The 18,195-nt window shown below is 73.7% G+C and carries 14 protein-coding genes; 12 read left to right on the forward strand and 2 right to left on the reverse strand.

All coding sequences use genetic code 11. The annotated features are described in order from the left end of the window. The 6 genes from ACWEBX_RS20855 to ACWEBX_RS20880 all read left to right on the forward strand — a co-directional run bounded on the left by ACWEBX_RS20855 (window position 1) and on the right by ACWEBX_RS20880 (window position 8,883). A complete protein-coding gene (locus tag ACWEBX_RS20855) occupies window positions 1-1,974 on the forward strand; it encodes an LpqB family beta-propeller domain-containing protein (RefSeq protein ID WP_451886318.1) in 1,974 nt (657 codons plus the stop codon). Window positions 1,975-2,094: 120 nt separating this feature from the next. Continuing rightward, window positions 2,095-3,021 (forward strand): S66 peptidase family protein, encoded by a 927-nt coding sequence (locus ACWEBX_RS20860; RefSeq protein WP_451886331.1) that lies wholly within the window; start codon window positions 2,095-2,097, stop codon window positions 3,019-3,021. A 45-nt stretch (window positions 3,022-3,066) separates the two neighbouring features. Next, window positions 3,067-3,615, forward strand: a complete 549-nt coding sequence (locus ACWEBX_RS20865; protein ID WP_451886319.1) for a GNAT family N-acetyltransferase — start codon at window positions 3,067-3,069, stop codon at window positions 3,613-3,615. 77 nt (window positions 3,616-3,692) lie between these two features. Continuing rightward, window positions 3,693-5,669, forward strand: a complete 1,977-nt coding sequence (locus ACWEBX_RS20870; protein WP_451886320.1) for a DUF5107 domain-containing protein — start codon at window positions 3,693-3,695, stop codon at window positions 5,667-5,669. 432 nt (window positions 5,670-6,101) lie between these two features. Beyond that, a complete protein-coding gene (locus tag ACWEBX_RS20875; protein WP_451886321.1) occupies window positions 6,102-8,087 on the forward strand; it encodes a transketolase in 1,986 nt (661 codons plus the stop codon). A gap of 67 nt (window positions 8,088-8,154) precedes the next feature. Next, window positions 8,155-8,883 (forward strand): GvpL/GvpF family gas vesicle protein, encoded by a 729-nt coding sequence (locus tag ACWEBX_RS20880; protein WP_451886322.1) that lies wholly within the window; start codon window positions 8,155-8,157, stop codon window positions 8,881-8,883. Between the two features lie 111 nt (window positions 8,884-8,994). Here the strand turns inward: ACWEBX_RS20880 and ACWEBX_RS20885 are convergent, their stop codons facing one another. Beyond that, window positions 8,995-9,828, reverse strand: coding sequence for a class I SAM-dependent methyltransferase (locus tag ACWEBX_RS20885; protein WP_451886323.1), 834 nt, complete (start codon window positions 9,826-9,828; stop codon window positions 8,995-8,997). A 134-nt stretch (window positions 9,829-9,962) separates the two neighbouring features. Continuing rightward, window positions 9,963-11,468 carry a phosphatase PAP2 family protein gene (locus tag ACWEBX_RS20890; protein ID WP_451886324.1) on the reverse strand — a complete coding sequence of 502 codons (1,506 nt, stop codon included), beginning with the start codon at window positions 11,466-11,468 and terminating at the stop codon, window positions 9,963-9,965. 105 nt (window positions 11,469-11,573) lie between these two features. Here ACWEBX_RS20890 and ACWEBX_RS20895 point away from each other — a divergent pair, with 105 nt between their 5' ends. From ACWEBX_RS20895 to ACWEBX_RS20920, 6 genes are all read left to right on the forward strand, one after another. Next, entirely contained in the window at window positions 11,574-13,193 is a 1,620-nt protein-coding gene (locus ACWEBX_RS20895; protein ID WP_451886325.1) for an ABC-F family ATP-binding cassette domain-containing protein, read from the forward strand. Window positions 13,194-13,451: 258 nt separating this feature from the next. Beyond that, on the forward strand, window positions 13,452-13,694 hold the full coding sequence (locus tag ACWEBX_RS20900) for a DUF6158 family protein (RefSeq protein ID WP_384783740.1): 243 nt from the start codon (window positions 13,452-13,454) through the stop codon (window positions 13,692-13,694). After that, window positions 13,691-14,269 carry a TIGR03086 family metal-binding protein gene (locus ACWEBX_RS20905; RefSeq protein ID WP_451886326.1) on the forward strand — a complete coding sequence of 193 codons (579 nt, stop codon included), beginning with the start codon at window positions 13,691-13,693 and terminating at the stop codon, window positions 14,267-14,269. Before ACWEBX_RS20900 ends, ACWEBX_RS20905 begins: the two co-directional genes overlap by 4 nt. A gap of 228 nt (window positions 14,270-14,497) precedes the next feature. Continuing rightward, window positions 14,498-15,292 carry an RNA polymerase sigma factor SigF gene (locus tag ACWEBX_RS20910; protein ID WP_451886327.1) on the forward strand — a complete coding sequence of 265 codons (795 nt, stop codon included), beginning with the start codon at window positions 14,498-14,500 and terminating at the stop codon, window positions 15,290-15,292. 317 nt (window positions 15,293-15,609) lie between these two features. Then, a complete protein-coding gene (locus ACWEBX_RS20915; RefSeq protein ID WP_451886328.1) occupies window positions 15,610-16,704 on the forward strand; it encodes a hypothetical protein in 1,095 nt (364 codons plus the stop codon). 89 nt (window positions 16,705-16,793) lie between these two features. Then, entirely contained in the window at window positions 16,794-18,041 is a 1,248-nt protein-coding gene (locus ACWEBX_RS20920) for an aminotransferase class I/II-fold pyridoxal phosphate-dependent enzyme (protein WP_451886329.1), read from the forward strand. Window positions 18,042-18,195 lie beyond the last annotated feature (154 nt).

Consider the following 18,195-nt stretch of genomic DNA (forward strand, 5'->3'; position numbering starts at 1 on the left):
ATGCTGACCACGTCATACGGTTCGTGGCCCTCGCCGATCGACGCGAGGCTCGCGGCCGCGCGCGACGGCCAGCCCGAGTTCGTCGGTTTCGTCGGCGACGAGGCCTGGTGGACCGAGCCCCGGCCGACCGAGGGCGGGCGGCGCACGCTGGTGCGGCGGAAGGCGGACGGCGCCGAGGAGCCGGTCCTCCCGGCCCCGTGGAACGTACGCAGCCGCGTCATCGAGTACGGCGGCAGCCCCTGGGCGGGGGTCATGCGTCCCGAAGGCCCGCTGATCGTCTTCGTCGACTTCGCCGACCAGCGTCTCTACCGCTGCGAACCCGGGAGCGAACCGCGCCCGCTGACTCCCCTCTCGCCCGTGGGAGGCGGACTGCGTTGGGTCGACCCGCAGTTGCGGCCCGAACGCGGCGAAGTCTGGTGTGTCATGGAGGAGTTCACCGGCGAAGGATCCACCGATGTGCGCCGGGCCGTCGTCGCGGTGCCGCTGGACGGATCGGCGGCGCGGGACCGGGCCGCCGTGCGCGAACTGTCCGACGGGCGGCACCGGTTCGTCACCGGCCCCCGGCTCTCTCCGGACGGCCGACAGGCGGTCTGGCTGGCGTGGGACCACCCGCGGATGCCGTGGGACGGCACCGAGGTGATCCTCGCGGACGTCACCGAGGACGGCACGCTGTCCGCTCCGCGGCCCGTCGCGGGCGGCCCGGAGGAGTCCGTCGTCCAGGCCGACTGGACGGCCGACGGGACGCTCCTCTACGCGAGCGACCGCGGCGGCTGGTGGAACCTCCACCGCCTCGGCGCGGACGGCGAGGCGATCGCCGTCTGTCCGCGCGAGGAGGAGTTCGGCGGCCCCCTCTGGAAGATCGGCCTCCGGTGGTTCGCGCCGCTGGACAGCGGACTGGTCGCCGTCGTGCACGGACGGGGCACTGCCGCGCTCGGGATCCTGGACCCCGACACCGGTGAAGTCGTCGACGCGGCCGGTCCCTGGACCGAGTTCGCACCCACGCTCGCCGTGCACGGCAGCAGGGTCGTCGGCGTGGGGGCCAGTCCCCGCAGCGCCCACGAGGTCGTCGAACTGGACGCCCGCACCGGGCGGGCCCGGGTGATCGGTGCCGCCCACGACGACCCGGTCGACCCCGCGTACTACCCGGAACCCCAGATCCGCACCTTCGCCGGCCCCGCCGGTCGCGAGGTCCACGCGCACATCTACCCGCCGCACCACCCCGGTCACGTCGGCCGCGCCGAGGAACTCCCGCCGTACGTCGTATGGGTCCACGGTGGCCCCACCAGCAGGTCGGCGCTCGTGCTCGACCTGGAGATCGCCTACTTCACCTCCCGGGGCATCGGGGTGGCCGAGGTCAACTACGGCGGATCGACCGGCCACGGACGCGAGTACCGCAACCTGCTGCGGGAGCAGTGGGGTGTCGTCGACGTCGAGGACTGCGCGGCCGTCGCGCTCGCGCTCGCCGAGGAGGGCACCGCCGACGGGCGGCGGCTCGCCATCCGCGGCGGCAGCGCGGGCGGCTGGACCACGGCCGCCTCGCTGGCCACCACCGATGTCTACGCCTGCGGCACGATCCTCTATCCCGTCGTCGACCTCACCGAATGGGCCTCGGGGGAGACCCACGACTTCGAGTCGCGGTACCTGGACTCGCTCGTCGGTCCGATCGCCGAGGTGCCGGCCCGGTACACCGAGCGGTCGCCGTCCACGCACGCCGACCGGATCACCGCGCCCTTCCTGCTGCTCCAGGGGCTCGAGGACGCCGTCTGCCCGCCCGTGCAGTGCGAGCGCTTCCTGGCCAGGGTCGAGGAGCAGGGCCGCCGAGTGCCGCACGCCTACATCGCCTTCGAGGGGGAAGGGCACGGATTCCGTCGCGCGGAGACGATGGTGCGCGCCCTGGAGTCCGAACTCTCCCTGTACGCCCAGGTCCTCGGACTGAACCCGCCCGGCATCCCCACCCTGGAGCTGTCCAAGTGAGCCGGCGGCCCGGCCGCCGGAGACCTAGGAACCGAGGACACCTGAACACCAGCACATGAACCACCAGCACATGAACCATCAGCACCTGGAGCCCCACGAGTGACCCGAACGACCGCACCGATCACCGCACTGACCAGGCCCGCGCGGCTCGCCGCCGGGGCCAGGGTGGCGGTCGTCGCACCCAGCGGGCCCGTCCCCGAGGAACGGCTCGAAGCCGGCCTCGACATCCTGCGCGGCTGGGACCTCGACCCGGTCGTGGCACCCCATGTCCTGGACCGGCACACCGAGTTCGCCTACCTGGCGGGGACGGACGCGGACCGGGCCGCCGACTTCCAGGCGGCCTGGTGCGACCCGGACGTGGCCGCGGTGCTGTGCGCCCGCGGCGGCTACGGCGCCCAGCGCATGATCGACCTCCTCGACTGGGACGCCATCCGCGCCGCGGGTCCCAAGGTCTTCGTCGGCTTCAGCGACATCACCGCCCTGCACGAGGCGTTCGCCACGCGGGTGGGGCTCGCGACCCTGCACGGCCCGATGGTGTCGTCCCTCGGCTTCCTGAAGAACGAGCGGTCGCGCGAGCATCTGCGGGCGACGCTCTTCGAACCCGAGTCGGTACGGACCATCGCCTCCGCCGGGGCCGTGCCGCTCGTGCCCGGGAGAGCCCGCGGTGTCACGCTCGGCGGGTGCGCCAGCCTGCTGGCCGCCGAGCTCGGCACTCCGCACGCCCGTGCCGGGGCCCGGGGCGGGCTGCTCCTGATCGAGGACGTCGGCGAGGAGGCCTACCGGCTGGACCGGATCCTGACACAACTGCTGCGCGGCCGGTGGCTCGACGGGGTGGCCGGGGTCGCACTCGGCTCCTGGGAGGACTGCGGCCCGTACGACAGACTCCGCGCGGTGTTCGCCGACCGGCTCGGCCCGCTCGGCGTTCCGGTCGTCGAGCACGCCGGGTTCGGGCACGCGGAGGGGACGCTGACGATGCCGTTCGGACTCCGCGCGGAGCTCGACGCGGACGCGGGGACACTGACCCTGGACGAGCCCGCGTTGCGCTGACCCGATGAAGCTGCCGCCGCGCCGGTGATCGCGTAGGGTGACCGGATGCCTGAGAACGTCGGCTTTCTCGCCGAGGGCCCCCGTGTGGGCATCCGCCCCTTCACCCTCGAGGACGGCGCGGAGTTCACCGCACGGGCCAGGGAGAGCAGGAGTCTGCACCACCCCTGGCTCTTCCCGCCCGGTGACGTTGCCGCCTATGCCGCCTACGCCGGCCGGCTCATCGACGATCCGGCCAAGGCCGGGTTCCTCGTCTGCGAGCGGGACGGCGGGGGCATCGCCGGTTTCATCAACATCAACAACATCGTCCGGGGCGGCTTCCTGTGCGGTGCCCTCGGCTACGGCGCCTTCGCGCACGCGGCCGGGCGCGGGCTGATGACCGAGGCACTGGGCCTCGTCGTGCGGTACGCCTTCGGGGAGTTGGGCCTGCACCGGCTGGAGATCAACGCGCAGCCCGGCAACGCGGGGTCGATCGCGCTGGCCCGCACCTGCGGCTTCCGGCTCGAGGGCTTCTCGCCGGCCTTTATCCACATCGACGGTGCCTGGCGGGACCACGAGCGGTGGGCGATCACCGCGGAGATGGTCAAACCCGGCTGACCGGCCGGGCCTTTGCGCAATCCTGACCGGATTCTGATGAGCGGACACCCTGGTCAGCGGGCCGATCACCATGTTCCATGGTCGTCGTGACGACGATCCGACGTGACGTACTGGCCCTCCCGGCGGCTGAACTGGGCCCGAGCAACCCGCTGCCGCCCCTGCGGCCCCTCGACGAGATGCACCAGATCGACGACCGCGACCGCGTCGGCCTGCCGGGCGACATGGCCCGGCAGATCGGGTACGAGCCGCTGCGCAGCGTGCTGCCCGAACGCATACGCGACGGGTACGAGCGAGAGAGGACACCGCGCGAACTCGACACGATAGTGATCGAGAACGACCGGCTGCGTGCCACCGTGCTGCCCGGGTACGGCGGCCGCATCGTCTCGCTCTTCCACAAGCCCACCGAGACGGAACTGCTCTACACCAACCCGGTGCTCCAGCCGGCCTGCTTCGCCCTCAACGGCGCCTGGTTCTCCGGCGGCATCGAGTGGAACATCGGAGCGACCGGGCACACCACCCTGTCGTGCTCACCCGTCCACGCGGCCCGCGTCCCCGCCCCGGACGGCGGCGAGATGCTGCGCCTGTGGGAGTGGGAACGCCTGCGCGACCTCCCCTTCCAGGTCGATCTGTGGCTGCCGGACGGCTCCGACTTCCTGTACGTCGGCGTCCGCGTCCGCAACCCGCACGAGAGGCCCGCCCCGCTCTACTGGTGGTCCAACATCGCGGTCCCCGAGGAGCGCAGAGTGCTCGCCCCCGCCGAGGAGGCCTGGCACTTCGGCTACGAGCGACGGCTGCGCCGGGTGCCCGTGCCGGCGTACGACGGGACCGACCGGACGTACCCCCTCAACAGCACCTTCCCCGCCGACTACTTCTACGAGGTGCCCGACGGGCGGCGCCGCTGGATCGCCGCGGTCGACGGCTCGGGCGAGGGCCTGGTCCAGACGTCCACCGACGTCCTGCGCGGACGCAAGCTCTTCGTCTGGGGCTCGGGACCCGGTGGCCGGCGCTGGCAGGAGTGGCTCACCGAGCCGGGGACCGGCGGGTACTGCGAGATCCAGGCCGGACTCGCCCGTACCCAGCTCGAACACGTACGGCTCGAGGCCGAGAGCGACGTCTCCTGGCTGGAGGCGTACGGGCCGCTGTCCGTGAGCGCGGAGACGGCGCACGGGGCGGACTGGGAGGCTGCCCGGGCGGAGGCCGAGGGCCGGCTGGAGAGCGCCCTCTCCCGCGCCGCGGTCGACGCCGCGTACGCCGCCTGGCTGCCGCACGCCGACACCGCGCCCGGCGAGGTCCTCGCCGTCGGTTCCGGCTGGGGCGCGCTCGAAGTCCTGCGCGCCGCCCACAAATTGCCCGGAACGCCCTTCGAGGAGAGCACGCTCGGCCAGGACCAGGAGCCGTGGCGGGAACTGCTGAGCTCCGGCGCCTTCCCCGAGCTCCGGCGGGTCGGGCCGCCCGGCGAGACACTGGTGGCGTCGCACTGGCGCGACATGCTGGAGACGGCCCCCGCCACCCCGGCCGCCGAGTACCACCTCGGCGTCGCGCAGTGGCATGCCGGAGACGTGGCCCAGGCCGTACGGAGCTGGGAGCGGGCCCTCGAACTCGCCCCGTCGCTCTGGCCGTTGCTGCGCTGCCTCGCCGTCGCCGACCAGGAGGCGGGCAACGACGAGCGGGCCGCCGACCGTTACGCCGAGGCCTTCGACGATCTGTGCCGGGAGCGGCGCGACGACGGGGAACGGTGGACCGCCGTGACCGCCGCGCTCGGCAGCGAGGCCATCGAGGCGCTGCTGAAGGCCCGCCGTCCGGCGCAGGCGCGTGCCGTGTGGGAGCGGCTGCACCCCAGGACCCGGGACCGCGGCAGGTTCCGCCTCATCGAGGCCCGACTGCTGCTCGCCGAGGATCGCCGTGAGGACGCGCGGGCGATCTTCGACGCGGGCTTCGAGGTCGCCGACCTGCGCGAAGGGGCGGAGACCATCGACCGGCTGTGGTCCCGGATCGCCGACGACCCGCTGCCGGCGCGCTACGACTTCCGCATGCGGCCGCCGACCACGCCCTGAGGCGTCCGTCCCCGGGTTCCTCGTGACGACGGCCTCGGGTGCGCCACCGCCGGGTGGTGCACCCGAGGCCGTCGCGCGGCACGGGAGATCGGCCCGGACGATCGCCCACGGCACCCGGGCGGTTCCGTGCTGTGTCCGGTACCTGTCCGGCCGCGCGGGTACCCGCGGGCGGTGAAGCGCATCGAGCACCCGGATCACCCGGATCACCCGGATCATCTGAAGCATCTGGACGCTCACCCCGCCCGCGCGGGTCGTAGATGCCACGCGCCCGAGTCCCCGCCCTGCGGCATGGGCCCGATGTACCCGCCGATCCCGTCCGGGCCGCCCGACGTCCCCGGCGCGGACACGGACCCCTCCGGCGACCCCGAGGTCCGGCTGCAACGGGCGCGATGAGAGAGCACCCCGGGTTCCGGGGGCCGTGAAACTCCGGGCATGCCCGTGTTTGGGTCCCCGGGTCGGGGGGACGCGGAAAGCCCGTACGGCGGGCGGAGACCGGCCTCGCCCGCGCCGGCGAGGGGAGGCCGGAGCGCCGAGCTGTCCGGAAACCGCCGCAGGCAGGGAAGGAACACCATGAACACACGCGAGCTCAACGACCTGGCCCGGCAACTGCGCGTCGACAGCGTCCGGGCCGCCGACGCCGCGGGCTCGGGACACCCGACGTCGTCCATGTCCGCCGCCGACCTGATGGCGGTCCTGCTGGCCAACCACACGCGCTACGACTTCGAGCGCCCCCGGCATCCCGGCAACGACCGTTTCGTGCTTTCCAAGGGACACGCCTCACCGCTCCTGTACGCCGCGTACAAGGCGGCCGGCGCGCTGAACGAGGCCGAGCTGCTCACCTTCCGCAAGGCCGGCAGCCGGCTCGAAGGGCATCCCACGCCCCGGCGGCTCCCGTGGGTCGAGACCGCCACCGGATCACTCGGCCAGGGACTGCCCGTCGGGGTCGGCATCGCGCTCGCCGGAAAGCGGCTCGACCGCACCGGATACCGCGTCCGGGTGCTGTGCGGCGACAGCGAACTCGCCGAGGGCTCCGTGTGGGAGGCCGCCGAACACGCGGGGTACGAGCACCTCGACAACCTGACCGCCATCGTCGACGTCAACCGCCTGGGCCAGCGCGGGCCGACCCGGCACGGACACGACCTCGACGCGTACGCGCGCCGGTTCGCGGCCTTCGGCTGGCAGACCGTCGAGATCGACGGACACGACGTGGACGCGATCGACCGGGCCTTCGCCGAGGCGGACTCCACGAGCGGACGGCCCACCGTGATCCTCGCCCGCACCCTCAAGGGCAAGGGCGTGGCATCGGTCCAGGACCGCGAGGGCATGCACGGCAAACCGCTGCCGGACGCCGACGCGGCGATCGCCGAACTCGGCGGGGTGCACGACCACCGGGTCGCGGTCCAGCCGCCGCCCGCCGCCAGGATGCTGCACGCCGTACGGTCCGGACACCTCGACCTGCCGCGGTACGAGACCGGTGACCAGGTCGCCACCCGTGACGCCTTCGGAAAGGCGCTCGCCGCGCTCGGCGACGCCCGCGGCGACGTCGTCGCGCTGGACGGCGAGGTCGGCGACTCGACCCGTGCCGAGTTCTTCGCCAAGGAACACCCCGAGCGCTACTTCGAGTGCTACATCGCCGAGCAGCAGCTCGTCGCCACCGCCGTCGGCATGGCCGCGCGCGGCTGGGTGCCGTACGCCTCGACGTTCGCGGCCTTCCTCACCCGGGCCCACGACTTCGTCCGCATGGCCGCCGTCAGCGGTGCCGGAATCAACCTCGTCGGCTCCCACGCGGGCGTCGCCATCGGCCAGGACGGGCCTTCGCAGATGGGCCTGGAGGACCTGGCGATGTTCCGGTCCGTGTACGGCTCGACCGTGCTGTACCCGTGCGACGCCAACCAGACGGGGAAGCTCGTCGCCACGATGGCGGGCCTGGAGGGCATCCGCTATCTGCGCACCTCTCGGGGTGACAGCCCCGTCATCTACAGCGCCACCGAGGAGTTCCCCGTCGGCGGCAGCAAGGTGCTCCGCGCCTCCGCCGACGACCGGCTCACGCTCGTCGCCGCGGGTGTCACCGTCCACGAGGCGCTGGCCGCCGCGGAGGCGCTCGACCGCGAGGGCATCCAGGCCCGGGTGATCGACCTCTACTCGGTGAAGCCGGTGGACCGCGCGACCCTGCGCGAGGCCGCGGAGGAGACCGGCTGCCTGGTCACGGTGGAGGACCACCGGGAGGAGGGCGGCCTCGGGGACGCGGTGCTCGACGCCTTCACCGACGGCCGCCCCGTGCCCCGGCTGGTACGCCTCGCCGTCCGTACGATGCCGGGCTCCGCGCGCCCGGACGAGCAGCTCCACGCCGCGGGCATCGACGCCGAGTCGATCGCGGCGGCGGGCCGTCTGCTGGTCGAGACGGCCATGGTGCGCTGACCCGTGTCCGGAGGGCACCATGGTCAGTACGCCGCGGGGGTGCGAGTGGAAGCGCGGGAGGAGATTCATGAGCGCTCTGCGCTACGTCTACGCGATCTGCCGCCCCTTCCCGGCGGCGCTGTCCGTCGAGCTGACCGGGGTCGGCGGCGTCCCGCCCAGACTGCTGCGCCACGGCGACCTGATCGCCGTGGTCGGCTCGGTCCCGGAGCGTGATTTCGACGCCGAGCCGCTGCGCCGCAGGCTGGAGGACGTCCACTGGCTGGAGGCGACGGCCCGTGCCCACCAGGGCGTCCTCGACGCGCTCACCGCCGTCACCAGCCCGCTGCCGCTCCGGCTCGCGACCGTCCTGCGGGACGACAGCGGCGTACGCGTGATGATCGACGAACGCAGGGAGGACTTCCTGCGGACGCTCGACCGGCTCGACGGACGCGTGGAATGGGATGTGCGGGTGTACGCCGATACCGCCCCCGAACACGCTGACGCGTTCACGCGCCGGCTGCACCACACCCTCTCCGAGTGCGCCGAGGACAACCGGCTGCTGACCCCGACGACCCCGGCCTCGTCCCGAGAGGCGTCTCCCGGCGAAGCGGGGCACAGAGTCCTCGACGCGGCCTATCTGGTGCCGCGCGCGGACTCGGGGGCCTTCGTGGAACGGGTGAACAGCGAGGGTGAGGAGCCGGGGATGCGGGTGGAGCTGACGGGACCGTGGGCGGCGTACTCCTTCACGGGATCCACGGGCCTCACCGGGTTCGCGGGCCTCACGGGGTTCACCGGTCTCACGAGCTGTACGGGCTGAGCGGCGCGGAGCGAGCGGCCCGGGCAGCGGGAGGCCCTGGACCTGGACCGCGCGCAGCCGTTCGCCTCCCGGACCGCGCGCGGTCGTTCCCCCCGATTTCCCCCAGCGGTGTCACGCCGTCTTTCGGCAGAGGATCTCTCCGTGCAGCACGGAGAACCAGCCGTCCTGCTGCCGTCCCCACTCCCGCCAGGCGTCCGACACCGCCCGCAGTTCCTCCGTGGTGGCATGGCCCCCTTGCGTCGCCCGCTCCGCGTACGCCGAGGCCACCGTTCGGTCGGCCCACAGTCCGCTCCACCACGCCCGCTCGTCCTCGGTGGCGAAGGTCCAGGTGCTCGACGTGGCCGTGATGTCCCGGATGCCGGCCGCGCGTGCCCATGCCTTGAGACGGCGGCCGGCGTCGGGCTCGCCCCCGTTGGCGCGGGCCACCCTCAGATACAGGTCCTGCCAGTCGTCCATGCCCGGCACCGCCGGATACCAGGTCATGGCCGAGTAGTCCGAATCGCGGACCGCGATGATCCCGCCGGGCTTGGTGACCCGGTGCATCTCGCGCAGCGCCTGGACCGGATCACCTACGTGCTGGAGCACCTGGTGGGCGTGGACCACGCAGAACGTGTCGTCCGGGTACTCCAGCGCGTGGACGTCGGCGACGGCGAACTCGACGTTGCCCAGGCCGCGTTCGGCCGCCGTCCGGCGTGCCTGGTCCAGGATGCCGGGGGCGTGGTCGACGCCGGTGACCTGGCCGTCCGGCACCCGTTCGGCCAGGTCCGCCGTGATGGTGCCCGGTCCGCAGCCGATGTCCAGGATCTTCATGTGCGGCTTCAGCGATTCGAGCAGGTAGGCCGCCGAGTTGGCCGCTGTGCGCCAGGTGTGCGACCGGAGCACCGACTCGTGATGGCCGTGCGTGTAGACGGCGGTCTCCTGCGGTTTCGACTGTGACTGAGACATGACCGATCCCCTTCTCGTCGTACGGGCTCCCGGGCGTGCGCGCACTCCCTGAGGCGATGTCATCACCGTACGCGGTCATGTCGAATGATGAGACCAGTATCTTGCCATGTGGACAACAGGAGAGGGGTGCCTGGTCAGTGCGCGGGAAGCGGGCTGTAGACGGTCAGCGCCTCACGGCTCTTGTACAGCGTCACCTCGCCGCTCACCTCGGTGACTTCACCGTCGTAGGCCAGCAGCGTGCCGGGCGCGACGCCCTCGATGCGCAGCCGGCCCACCCGTACGGCCGCGTGGGCCGGCGAGCGGGTGAGCGGACCCGCGAAGGCCGCGGCCAGCAGCCGCATCGCGGGATGGCGGCCCCCGTGCACGACCCGTACGTCGAGGCGCCCGTCCGCGAGGTCGAAGCGGCGGGCGGGAGCCAGGCCCATCCGGTGATAGGTGCCGTTGCCCGCGAACAGGAGCCACAACGGGTGGCTGCGGCCGCCGAGTTCGGCCCGCAGCGGGTGGTGGTCCGCGCGCAGCACGCGCAGCGCGCCCAGCACTCCGGCGGGCCAACTGCCGATCACCTTGGACCAGTTCTCCCGTTCACGCACCAACTCCGGGTAGATGCCCAGGCTGCAGGTGTTGAGGAAGATGCCGTTCCTGCCGCCGGACGCGAACCGGCCCACGTCCACCTGGACCGCCTCGCCCTCCTGGAGCGCGCGGACCAGATCGCGTTCGCCCTCCACGCCGAGGTCGTGGGCGAAGTGGTTGAGCGTGCCGCCCGGCAGAACGGCCAGGGGGATCCCGTGGCGCAGGGCGACCTCGGCCGCGGTGTTCACCGTGCCGTCGCCGCCGCACACGCCCAGCACCCGGGCACGGGCCGCCGCCTTCTCCAGCTCCTCCCGTATGCCGTGGGGCTCGCATTCCACGATCTCCGCCCGCGGCAACGCGCCGGCCAGCGCCCCGACCCGCTCGACGGTGCCCGAAGCCGTGTTGGCCACCATGATCAGCCCCTCGCCCTCGCCGCCGGCCAGCGCGGGCGCGTCCGTGCGCGGACGGCCGGGCGGGGCGGGCCGGCCCCGGGTGGGCACCAGCGCGCGCACCGCGTACGCGGCCCCGACACCCAGGACCGCACCGGCCACGACATCGCTCGGGAAGTGGACGCCGGTGTAGACGCGGGACAGTGCCACGGCCGCGGCCAGCGGTGCGACGGCCGCGCCCCAGCCACGGGACTCCAGTGCCACCCCCGTCGCGAAGGCGGCGGCGGACGCGGCGTGCCCCGACGGGAACGACGTGGTGATCGGCTGCCGCTTGAGCTGCCGGACGGCGGGGACCGGACCGAGCCCGGGGCGGGTGCGGCGCACCGAGCGCTTGCCGACGGTGTTGATCGCGGCGGAGGCCAGGGCGAGCGAGGCGACACCCCGCGCGGCGGCCCGGCGGGCCCGCGGGGTGCGGCTCGCCGCCACGGCGGCGGCCGTCGCGAACCACAGCACACCGTGGTTCGCGCCCCGGCTCAGCCGCGGCAGCACGGGGTCGCCGCCCGGCCAGTGCCGCGCCGCGACCGCCTCGAAGAGCCGGCAGTCCAGGGCGAGGAGGCGGTCCCGAAGGGCGTGGCGGCCCGGTACGAGGGCGGTCAGGTCGACAACCGGGGTCGTGGTCATGCGGCTCCGTCTACCCCGGATCAGGCGGTTCCCGCCCCCGCTCTCCGGGCCCGTCGTCGCAAACGCGTTTGCCCCGCACCCCCGCTCCCCGGAGAATGCCTGCCCATGGGACATCTCGAAGCCGCACACCTTGAGTACTACCTTCCCGACGGGAGGGCGCTGCTCGGCGATGTGTCGTTTCGGGTGGGGGAGGGCGCCGTCGTGGCCCTGGTGGGTCCGAACGGCGCCGGGAAGACGACGCTGCTGCGGCTGATCTCGGGGGAGATCAAACCCCACGGCGGGACCGTGAACGTCGGCGGCGGCCTCGGGGTGATGCGGCAGTTCGTGGGGTCCGTACGCGACGAGACGACCGTGCGCGAGCTGCTCGTCTCCGTGGCCCCGCCCCGCATCCGCCAGGCGGCCGAGGCCGTGGACGCCGCCGAGCACGCGATGATGACCGTCGAGGACGAGGCGTCACAGCTCCGCTACGCGCAGGCACTGTCCGACTGGGCCGAGGTCCGCGGGTACGAGGCCGAGACCCTCTGGGACATGTGCACGATGGCCGCCCTCGGCGTCCCCTACGAGAAGGCCCAGTGGCGCCTGGTCAGGACCCTCTCCGGAGGCGAGCAGAAGCGCCTGGTGCTGGAGGCGCTGCTGCGCGGCACCGACGAGGTGCTGCTTCTCGACGAGCCGGACAACTACCTCGACGTGCCCGGCAAGCGCTGGCTGGAGGAGCGGCTCAAGGAGACCCGCAAGACCGTTCTGTTCGTCTCCCACGACCGCGAACTCCTCGCCCGCGCCGCCCAGAAGATCGTCAGCGTCGAGCCCGGCCCGGCCGGAGCGGACGCCTGGGTGCACGGCGCCGGTTTCGCGACCTACCACGAGGCCAGGCGCGAGCGGTTCGCGCGCTTCGAGGAGCTGCGCAGGCGCTGGGACGAGAAGCACGCGCAGCTCAAGAAGCTGGTGCTGAACCTCCGTCAGGCGGCCGCCGTCAGCCATGAGATGGCGTCCCGCTACGCGGCGGCGCAGACCCGGCTGCGCAAGTTCGAGGAGGCCGGACCGCCTCCGGAGCCGCCGCGCGAGCAGGACATCAAGATGCGGCTGCACGGCGGGCGTACCGGTGTGCGGGCGGTGACCTGCAAGGGGCTTGAGCTCACCGGCCTGATGAAGCCCTTCGACCTGGAGATCTATTACGGCGAGCGCGTCGCCGTCCTCGGCTCCAACGGTTCGGGAAAGTCGCACTTCCTGCGGCTCCTCGCGGGCGGCGACGTCGCGCACACCGGTGAGTGGAAGCTCGGCGCCCGCGTGGTCGCCGGCCACTTCGCGCAGACCCACGCCCATCCGGAACTGGAGGGCCGCGCGCTCCTGGACATCCTGTGGACCGAGCACGCGCAGGACCGCGGAGCGGCGATGTCCCGGCTGCGCCGCTACGAGCTGACCGCCCAGGCCGAGCAGCGCTTCGAGAAGCTGTCGGGCGGCCAGCAGGCGCGTTTCCAGATCTTGCTGCTGGAGCTGGAGGGCTCGACGGCCCTGCTGCTGGACGAGCCGACCGACAACCTCGACCTGGAGTCCGCGGAGGCGCTCCAGGAGGGCCTCGAGGCGTACGAGGGGACGGTGCTGTCGGTCACCCACGACCGCTGGTTCGCCCGCTCCTTCGACCGTTACCTGGTCTTCGGCTCGGACGGCCGCGTACGGGAGACACGGGAGCCGGTGTGGGACGAGCGCCGCGTGGAGCGTGCGCGGTAGGCGGCGGGACGCGTGAGCGGTGGGCGGACGGGGACCGCGAGCGGTAGGCGGGCGGGAGCGGAGGCCCCGCCCGGGCGGGGCCCCGGTGGGGGCGCGGGGTGCCGGGCACGTTCCGGGGAGGCCCGGCACCCCGGATGTTCGTAGAGTGGAGGGAGTGGGTCTCGATCCACGGCTCCCTCCCGGACGCCGCTCGGGGCAGTGTCTGCCCGGGGCGGATGCCCGGACCGCACCGACGGCCACGACGAGCGGGGTAGCACCATGACCGGAGTCGACCCGGGCCGGCTGGACGATCAGCAGCTCATGAAAGAGCTGGAGGCCATCCACCGCACCCGCCACGACACGCTGTTGCACGGCTCGAACGACGCGCTGCACACCCACAACGTGCGCATGGCCCAGTTGGAGGGCGAGTATCTGCGCCGCCACCCGCGGCGACGCGTCGCGGCGGCCCGTACCCGTGACGGTGCCCGGGAACGCGGACCCGCGGGGGTGCCGCCGGCATGACCGACCCGCATCCGGTCCTGACCCGGCAGACGGAGGCCCTGGAGCTCTTCGGCCGCAGGGTCCACGCGGTCCGCGACGACCAGTGGGAGGCCCCCACGCCCTGCACCGGCTGGAGCGTGCGCGACCTCGTGGGCCATCTCGTCTCCGAGCAGGCGTGGGTGCCCGCGCTGGTCCGCGACGGCGCTACCGTCGACTCGGTCGGCGACGGCTTGGACGGCGATCTGCTCGGTCCCGACCCCGTCGCCGCCTGGGAGGCCGTGGCCGACGCCTCCCGCGCGGTGTTCGCCGAGCCCGGCGCGCTCGACCGTACGGTCCATCTCTCCTTCGCGGACCTGCCGGCGGAGGACTACTGTGCGCAGCTCGTCACCGACCTGACGGTCCACACCTGGGACCTGTCCCGCGCCATCGGCGCCGACGAACAACTCCCCGACGATCTGCTGTCCTTCGCGGTCCGCGAGGTCACCCCGCACGCGGCGGAACTGGAGAGGAGCGGACTCTTCGCGGCCCCGGAGGAGCCCCCGCCCGGCGCCGACGTCCAGACGAAACTCCTCTGCCTGGTCGGACGCCGCCCCTGACCCGAGCGCCGGTCAGGGGGCCCCGGGAGGACGCGTGGTCCGAAGCCGGGGAGAATGGAAGGGTGTTTGCCCCGCATGGCGCGGGGCAGACGCCACTGCAGTGCTTCGGACAGGAGGCACGTCCGTGGGAGCGGCCAGCCGCGCCATGGGTGTACTCGTCCGGTGCACGGGTGCGTTCCCACGATGACTGTCCATCACATGGCACCATCGAGGGAGTTGCGACGCACCATGCGAACCCAAGCGAGCGCGACGCACCATCCGCACGACGACGCCCCCGACACCGGAGAGGCGTTCCGCAGGCTCGCCACGCTCCCGCCGGGACAGCAGCGCGACGCGCTCCGTGCCGAGATCGTCGAGTCCTGGCTGCCGATGGCCGAGCGACTCGCGGGCCGCTTCCGCAGCCGCGGCGAGAGCTACGAGGACCTGCGCCAGGTCGCCTCGCTCGGGCTGGTCAAGGCCGTCGACCGCTACGACCCCGAGCTCGGCAACGCCTTCGAGAGCTACGCGGTGCCGACGATCACCGGCGAGATCAAGCGTCACTTCCGTGACCACATGTGGACCCTGCACGTGCCGCGCCGGGTCCAGGACCTGCGCAACCGGGTCCGCTTCGCCGCACAGGACCTGTCCCAGACCATTCCGGGCCGCAGGCCCACGGTCGCCGAGATGGCCGAGCACGCCGGCATGAGCGAGGAGGACGTCCGCACGGGTCTGGAGGCCCTGGAGAGCTTCACCGCGCTCTCTCTGGACGCCGAACTGCCGGGCAGCGAGGACGGCTACTCCCTCAGCGACGCCCTCGGCGCGCCCGATCCGGCCCTCGACACCGTCATCGACCGCGAGGCCGTCAAACCCAGGCTCCAGGCCCTGTCCGAGCGGGAACGCGCCATCCTCTACATGCGGTTCTTCAGCGACATGACGCAGAGCCGTATCGCCGACGAACTGGGCATCTCCCAGATGCACGTCTCCCGCCTCATCAGCCGCTGCTGCAACCGGCTGCGCGACCAGATCATGCGCGACGCGGCCTGAGGCCCGGCTGATTCCGGCTCCGGGGTCGTTCGGGCTCCGGCCTCGGGGGTCCCCGGGGCTCGGGCCGCGGGGGTCGTACGGCTCGGACTTCGGGGTCTACGGGGCTCTCGACGGAGGCGGGTTTCGGGCGCGGGCGCCGTCGCACGGCGTGTACGGGGGACCGGTCGCGCCCCGCCCGTGATGTCACCCGCTCGGGCCCCGCTTTCCCGCGAATGGTGCCCGGCCGTTCGCGCCCGGCGGTACGGCGGGCTCTGATGGCTCCGAGGGACACGACGGCCGTGGCTCTCGGACCGCAGCCCGCCGAAGGAGCCCCGCTCATGCGCCGTACCGCCCGTGTCCTGTACGCCACCGCCCTGGCCGGCGCCGCTCTCGGCGCCGCCGCGTCGGGCGCGGCCGCGGATCCGGCCGCGGAGGTCAGTCCGGGCTCCGTCGAACCCGGCGGCACCGTCACCGTCACGGTGAGCTGCGACGCGATCGGGGGGACCCTGCCCGACTCCATCGACGCCAGTTCCCAGGGTTTCCAGGACGGCAAGGTCCAGCTTCACCGCGTCGAGGGCGCCGGCCCGGCCGCCGCGGGTGCCGCCTCCTACAGCGGCACCGCCCACATCGCGTCCGGCGAGTCCGATCCGGCCGCCGACCCGGCCACCCGAGGGTCCGACGACACGGGGCGGGGCTTCGACGAGGTGAGCCCCGGCACGCTCGGCTCCGGCGCGTCGGGCGGCTCCGACGCGAAGAATTCCGGCGGGGCGCGCGCGGACGTTCGTGCGGAGGCGGTGAACCCCGCCGCCGGGGCCTCGGACACCGTCGGGCCCGATGCCCAGGCCCCCGCTTCCGGCGCGGACGACCCCGCGGCCCACGACGCGCTGATCCCCGGCACCGACAGTCCGGACACGGTCGCTCCGGACACCCTCGGCCCGGACTCGGCGGGCCCGGACTCGGCCGGCCCGGATTCGGCCGGCCCCGACACGGTGGGCCCCGACGACCTGGGCCCGGACGTCGTGGGGCCCGACACGGTCCCCGAGCCGGTGAGCCCGGACGCCGTGGGTCCCGCCGTCACCGTCCCCGGCACGGTGGGCCCGGACGAGGCGGCCCCCGACACCGGGGGCGCCGACGGACGGTGGAACGTCGGCGGGATCTGTCCCGCGCCCCCGGGCGGTCAAGGGAAGCAGTGGACCGCGTCGTACGCCGTGGCCCGCGGCGCCACGGCGACCCATGTGCCCGACAGGGGGACCGGCACCGGAGCGGCCGAGCGCCCGCCCGGCGGCCGGCGGGGCGTGCACGCCGGTGAGGGCGGTGTCTTCACGGACTCCGTGCCGGCCCTGGTCACCGGCGGGTTGCTGATCGCCGGTGCCCTGGGCGCGGCCGCGCACCGGCTGCACCGGCTGCGCCGACGGCGGAGCTGGCAGAGGTAGTCGTACGAGGGGCGCGAAGGCACCCGGAACCGCACGGGCAGGCAGGCTCCGGAACAGGGAACGGCGGCATCCACGGTGCGGAGGCAGGTATGCGGCGGACGGACCCCGAAGGCCACGGACCGGTCCGGTACGGTCCGCCCCTGCCCGACCAGGGCCTGCCCGTGCTGCCGGAACTCCGTTCCGTGCTGGCCGCGGCCGCCGACCGCTCCGCCGCCGAGCCCTGCGGTGGCGGCCCCGTGCTCCTCGACGCGGCCAGCGGTTACTGGACCCGGCGCGGACTGCGTGCCGCGCCCGACCGGGTGGCGGCCGCCCCCGGAGCCGCCGCGCTGCTGCTGGCCCTGACCGGCGCGCTCGGCGGCGACATCCTCGTGACCCGCCCGTGTGCCGCGTGGTGGGCGCCGCAGGCACGCCTGCTGGGCAAGTCCGTGTTCCATGTGGCGACGCCCGCGGAGTGCGGCGGCGTCCCCGATCCGTACGCCCTCCTGGAAACCGTCCGCAGGGTCCGCGCGGAAGGCGGCGACCCGCGGCTGCTCCTGCTGTCCGTCGCCGACGACCCGACCGCCACCGTCGCCCCGCCCGAGGTGGTGCACGAGGCCGTGGAGGCCGCGGCGGGAGCGGGGCTGCACATCGTCAGCGACGAGACCTGGCGCGACACCCTGCACGAGCCGCGGGACACCGTGCTGCTCAGCCCCGCCGAGATGCTTCCCGACGACGTCTGTGTGATCACCGACCTCGCGGGTGCCTTCCTGCCACAGGGCTGGCCCGCCGCCGTCGCCCGCTTCCCCGACAACGAGGCGGGCGCGTCCCTGCGTTCCCGCGTCCTCGACGTGCTCACCGTGCTGGGCGCGCGCGTTGCCGAACCGGTCGCGGCGGCGGCCGCGTACGCCCTCGGCGAGCCCGCCGCGATCACCGAACGGCTCACCGCCGCCGTACGCCTGCACGCGCGCGTGGCCGACGCCGCCCACCGCCTGGTCACCGCCGCGGGGGCCGTCGCGCGCCCTCCGCAGGCCGGCCGGCACCTGTACGTCGACCTCGGCCCGCTCCGCTCGGCCCTCGGCGCGCACGGTGTCGGCGACGCGCAGGACCTGGAGGACTGGCTCTCCGCCCGGCTCGGCATGCCCGCGCCGGGCGGACACCGCTTCGGCGACGACCTCGCCTCCCTCCGCTTCCGCCTCGGCACCGGACCGCTGCTCGGCTCCACCGACGAGGAACGGGAGGAATCCCTCGGCTCCCCGTCGCCGCTGGAACTGCCGCACGTGCACCGCGCGTTGGCCCTCCTGGGGTCGGTCTTCGGCGATCTCCGCGAGGAGGCCGAGCGACGGGAGCCTCCGCGATGACGCAGCAGTCCGAGTCGACCACGAGCACGAGGCCCGAGGGCACCGGCGATCCCGTACCGGCGACCGCCCGGTGCCGGGGAACCCCGCCGCCCTTCCTCCTTCTCCCCTTCCCTCTCTTCCTCCGTCGCCGCCGCTCGCCGAGCCCCGTCCGCTC

The sequence above is a fragment of the Streptomyces sp. NPDC005070 genome (assembly GCF_053600395.1).

What these genes read in the sequence shown, in the direction of transcription:
- ACWEBX_RS20920 (WP_451886329.1), top strand. Translation starts at nt 16,794, where the DNA reads ATGCGGCGGACGGACCCCGAAGGCCACGGACCGGTCCGGTACGGTCCG.
- ACWEBX_RS20855 (WP_451886318.1), top strand. Translation starts at nt 1, where the DNA reads ATGCTGACCACGTCATACGGTTCGTGGCCCTCGCCGATCGACGCGAGG.
- ACWEBX_RS20900 (WP_384783740.1), top strand. Translation starts at nt 13,452, where the DNA reads ATGACCGGAGTCGACCCGGGCCGGCTGGACGATCAGCAGCTCATGAAA.
- ACWEBX_RS20915 (WP_451886328.1), top strand. Translation starts at nt 15,610, where the DNA reads ATGCGCCGTACCGCCCGTGTCCTGTACGCCACCGCCCTGGCCGGCGCC.
- ACWEBX_RS20870 (WP_451886320.1), top strand. Translation starts at nt 3,693, where the DNA reads ATGGTCGTCGTGACGACGATCCGACGTGACGTACTGGCCCTCCCGGCG.
- ACWEBX_RS20910 (WP_451886327.1), top strand. Translation starts at nt 14,498, where the DNA reads ATGCGAACCCAAGCGAGCGCGACGCACCATCCGCACGACGACGCCCCC.
- ACWEBX_RS20865 (WP_451886319.1), top strand. Translation starts at nt 3,067, where the DNA reads ATGCCTGAGAACGTCGGCTTTCTCGCCGAGGGCCCCCGTGTGGGCATC.
- ACWEBX_RS20895 (WP_451886325.1), top strand. Translation starts at nt 11,574, where the DNA reads ATGGGACATCTCGAAGCCGCACACCTTGAGTACTACCTTCCCGACGGG.
- ACWEBX_RS20890 (WP_451886324.1), bottom strand. Translation starts at nt 11,468, where the DNA reads ATGACCACGACCCCGGTTGTCGACCTGACCGCCCTCGTACCGGGCCGC.
- ACWEBX_RS20885 (WP_451886323.1), bottom strand. Translation starts at nt 9,828, where the DNA reads ATGTCTCAGTCACAGTCGAAACCGCAGGAGACCGCCGTCTACACGCAC.
- ACWEBX_RS20875 (WP_451886321.1), top strand. Translation starts at nt 6,102, where the DNA reads ATGCCCGTGTTTGGGTCCCCGGGTCGGGGGGACGCGGAAAGCCCGTAC.
- ACWEBX_RS20905 (WP_451886326.1), top strand. Translation starts at nt 13,691, where the DNA reads ATGACCGACCCGCATCCGGTCCTGACCCGGCAGACGGAGGCCCTGGAG.
- ACWEBX_RS20880 (WP_451886322.1), top strand. Translation starts at nt 8,155, where the DNA reads ATGAGCGCTCTGCGCTACGTCTACGCGATCTGCCGCCCCTTCCCGGCG.